This is a genomic window from Limosilactobacillus difficilis, from assembly GCF_947387495.1.
GTDB classification, from domain to species: Bacteria; Bacillota; Bacilli; order Lactobacillales; family Lactobacillaceae; genus Limosilactobacillus; species Limosilactobacillus difficilis.
On sequence record NZ_CANDNU010000093.1, the window covers coordinates 1 to 1,276 of the forward strand.

The following is a 1,276-nucleotide window of genomic DNA, read 5'->3' on the forward strand; positions in this document are numbered from 1 at the left end:
AGCTCCATCAACCAATAATCAATTGGTCAGTATTATTTATTTGAGTCCAGTGGCTAACTTATTCTTGAAATTTAGGCGGTTTAAAAATGTATGATTCGGGCGGTTTAAGAATTGACCGATGCCAAACGGTATGACTTCCCCTTGATCTTAATCACGTGTGAATGATAGACAAGGCGGTCCAAAATCGCCTCTGCAGTCGCAGTACTCTGGAGGATGGTTCCCCAACTTGATAATGGCACATTGGTCGTTATGATTGTTGATTTGCGCTCATAGCGGCCATTTATTAGTTGAAACAATAGTTTTGCTTCATCCGCCGTTATTGGTAAATAGCCTAATTCATCAATGATTAGTAGGTCATACCTCTCATACCGACGCATTACTCGTTCTAAATGTTGCTTTTCATGTGCTGCCTTCAATCTAAGGATTAATTCATGACAATTAATAAATAGCGTTCGCACACCTTGCCGGCATGCTTCGATGCCGAGTCCAATTGATAGATGTGTTTTACCTATGCCAGGGCTACCAATAAAGATGATGTTCTCTTGATTATCCAAGAATGACATGGTCGCAAACTCGGCGATTTGCTGCTGGTTAATCGAAGGTTGGAATTGATAATTAAACTCATTTAGTTGCTTGATAATAGGAAATCTAGCGCGTTTGATCCTTCTCTTTAGGCTTTCCTGTTGCTGATAGGCGATCTCCTTATCCGTTAGTTCTAGTAGTGCTTCGCTAAAACTAATTTGACTGTCATTGACTTGTTGCCGATAATTCGCAATTGATGCAGCCATATTGTGTAAATTTAACTTCGTTAAATTATCGATAAGTTTTTGATACTGATTCATTTTACTCCCCAATCTGATCATAAATACTGAGGTTATTAAGCATATACTGGTCAATTTCTTCGTCTGTTTTATCTTCCATCAAATCACTTTTTAGAATGGCGTGTTTGTCGTGTGGATCATAATTAAACTGCTTATTGGTTAAATCATGTTTCTGGATTTCAACGCCTTGATAGAAAATATGAATAGCTTTACCATCAGTAGCTGGTTTAATTTCAACCTCTTTTCCGATATAATTAGGGGAAACAGAGTATTGATGGTTTTGAAATCTAATCATTGAATCTCGCGATACTTTTCTAGTCTGGACGCTGTCGAAGTACCTTGTGAGATCGTAATTGAGAGACCGGAAATGCTCTTTTTCTTTTGCGACGAATTGTCAAACTAAGTGCAACGGTTCTTCAAAAAATATCTCAAACGGTGTTTGATAGTTTAATATT

The 1,276-nt window shown here is 37.8% G+C and carries 1 protein-coding gene and 1 pseudogene; both read right to left on the reverse strand.

Translation table 11 applies throughout. From position 1 onward, the window contains the following. Nucleotides 1–104 precede the first annotated feature (104 nt). On the reverse strand, nt 105–842 hold the full coding sequence (istB, locus tag QOR82_RS09080; protein ID WP_283584414.1) for an IS21-like element helper ATPase IstB: 738 nt from the start codon (nt 840–842) through the stop codon (nt 105–107). 1 nt (nt 843) lies between these two features. Further along, a pseudogene (locus QOR82_RS09085) lies at nt 844–1,134 on the reverse strand (Mu transposase domain-containing protein); the annotation flags it as partial. Nucleotides 1,135–1,276: the final 142 nt, after the last annotated feature.